1 protein-coding gene and 2 rRNA genes (1 of these 3 cut by a window edge) are annotated in these 2,500 nt (G+C 42.0%); all 3 read left to right on the forward strand.

Translation table 11 applies throughout. From position 1 onward, the window contains the following. A 23S ribosomal RNA gene (locus tag NKR74_RS01510) occupies positions 1 to 965 on the forward strand; it begins 1,958 nt to the left of the window's first position. 50 nt (positions 966 to 1,015) lie between these two features. After that, a 5S ribosomal RNA gene (gene rrf / locus NKR74_RS01515) occupies positions 1,016 to 1,131 on the forward strand. Positions 1,132 to 1,404: 273 nt separating this feature from the next. Then, positions 1,405 to 2,379 (forward strand): zinc-dependent alcohol dehydrogenase family protein, encoded by a 975-nt coding sequence (locus tag NKR74_RS01520; protein ID WP_253628416.1) that lies wholly within the window; start codon positions 1,405 to 1,407, stop codon positions 2,377 to 2,379. Positions 2,380 to 2,500 lie beyond the last annotated feature (121 nt).

Raw genomic sequence — 2,500 nt, forward strand, 5'->3', positions numbered from 1 at the left:
AAATTCCTTGTCGGGTAAGTTCCGACCCGCACGAAAGGTGTAACGATTTGGGCACTGTCTCAACCAGAGACTCGGTGAAATTATAGTACCTGTGAAGATGCAGGTTACCCGCGACAGGACGGAAAGACCCCGTGGAGCTTTACTGTAGCCTGATATTGAATTTTGGTACAGCTTGTACAGGATAGGCGGGAGCCTTTGAAGCCGGAGCGCTAGCTTCGGTGGAGGCGCTGGTGGGATACCGCCCTGGCTGTATTGAAATTCTAACCTACGGGTCTTATCGACCCGGGAGACAGTGTCAGGTGGGCAGTTTGACTGGGGCGGTCGCCTCCTAAAAAGTAACGGAGGCGCCCAAAGGTTCCCTCAGAATGGTTGGAAATCATTCGTAGAGTGCAAAGGCATAAGGGAGCTTGACTGCGAGACCTACAAGTCGAGCAGGGACGAAAGTCGGGCTTAGTGATCCGGTGGTTCCGCATGGAAGGGCCATCGCTCAACGGATAAAAGCTACCCCGGGGATAACAGGCTTATCTCCCCCAAGAGTCCACATCGACGGGGAGGTTTGGCACCTCGATGTCGGCTCATCGCATCCTGGGGCTGTAGTCGGTCCCAAGGGTTGGGCTGTTCGCCCATTAAAGCGGTACGCGAGCTGGGTTCAGAACGTCGTGAGACAGTTCGGTCCCTATCCGTCGTGGGCGTAGGAAATTTGAGAGGAGCTGTCCTTAGTACGAGAGGACCGGGATGGACGCACCGCTGGTGTACCAGTTGTTCTGCCAAGGGCATAGCTGGGTAGCTATGTGCGGAAGGGATAAGTGCTGAAAGCATCTAAGCATGAAGCCCCCCTCAAGATGAGATTTCCCATAGCGTTAAGCTAGTAAGATCCCTGAAAGATGATCAGGTTGATAGGTTCGAGGTGGAAGCATGGTGACATGTGGAGCTGACGAATACTAATAGATCGAGGACTTAACCATATAATATGAAGCAAATGTTATCTAGTTTTGAAGGAATATACCTTCATAAGTCTGGTAATGATGGCAGAGAGGTCACACCCGTTCCCATACCGAACACGGAAGTTAAGCTCTCTAGCGCCGATGGTAGTTGGGACTTTGTCCCTGTGAGAGTAGGACGTTGCCAGGCAATCTAAGACGAGTCAGAATGACTCGTCTTTTTTGTATATATATTAACTAGACAATTATTAAGATACTGTATTTTCTTCTTACTAAACTGTTTTTCCTCTTTAAATAAGGCAATTGATAGACCGAGTGTTGAAGCTATCTCAAGTGTAAGAAATAAAAAGCATACCTATAATTCCCTTGAAATTCATAGAATACAGGCAAATTAACTTCACATGAATGAGATACATAAAGATACAACGTATCTATATAAATGAGTGAAAGGAGACTTCTTATTTTGAAAGCGACAAGTATTAAGTTTTATGAATTTGGAGAACCCCAAAAAGTTTTGCAGATAGAGAATAAGGAAGTTAGAGATCCGGGTGTTGGCGAAATTTTAGTACGAATGAAAACCCGACCAATTAATCCATCTGATTTAATTCCTATTAGAGGAGCATATTCTAATCGAATTTCTTTACCAGCTATTCCGGGATATGAAGGGGTTGGTATTATAGAAGAAGTAGGCCCCTCTGTTTCTAAATGGTTTCTTGGTAAGCGAGTATTGCCGCTGCGAGGTGAAGGTACATGGCAAGAGTTTGTAACATCTTCAGCTGAACTAGCTGTTTTAATCCCAGATTATATTGATGATTATACGGCAGCTCAACTTTATATTAATCCGATTACAGCGTGGGCTATCTGTACAGAAGTATTGGCATTAAAACCGGGGGATGACTTGATTGTAAATGCTTGTGGATCTTCTATTGGTCATATCTTTGCGCAATTATCTCGTGTTTTAGGATTTCGTTTAATTGCAGTAACACGTAATGATACTTATACAGAAGAATTAATTCGACTGGGTGCTTCATATGTAATTAATACAATGACGGCTCCGCTCTACGAAACAGTTATGGAATTGACAAATGGTTGTAAAGTTAAAGCAGCAATTGATTCTATTGGCGGATTATCGGGTACAAATTTAGCCTACTGTGTTCGTACGAATGGAATATTTTTAACGATAGGTCTTTTGTCAGGAGTACCTGTGAATTGGACAGAGATTATGCATAATACGAAAGTGTATACAAACATATTTCATTTACGTCATTGGAATCAACAAATTTCTACAAGGAAATGGCATGAAACATTTCATCAGGTTATACAATGTATTCATGATAAACAATTAATATTAACAAGACCTTATGCTCAGTATCAACTTTCAGATGTAAAAAAAGCTCTTAATTCTCAACAGAAAGGAAAAATATTTTTAAAAAGTTGAAACTAGGAGCATAATGAATGATGGTTAGATCATTGTAATAACAGTAAGAAAGATTTTATAAAAAATGTTGACTATTAGTATATAAGTGTGTAATATAGTAGGAGTCGCTGATGCAATAAAG

The sequence above is a fragment of the Bacillus sp. 3103sda1 genome, assembly GCF_024159135.1.
GTDB lineage: Bacteria > Bacillota > Bacilli > Bacillales > Bacillaceae_G > Bacillus_A > Bacillus_A rhizoplanae.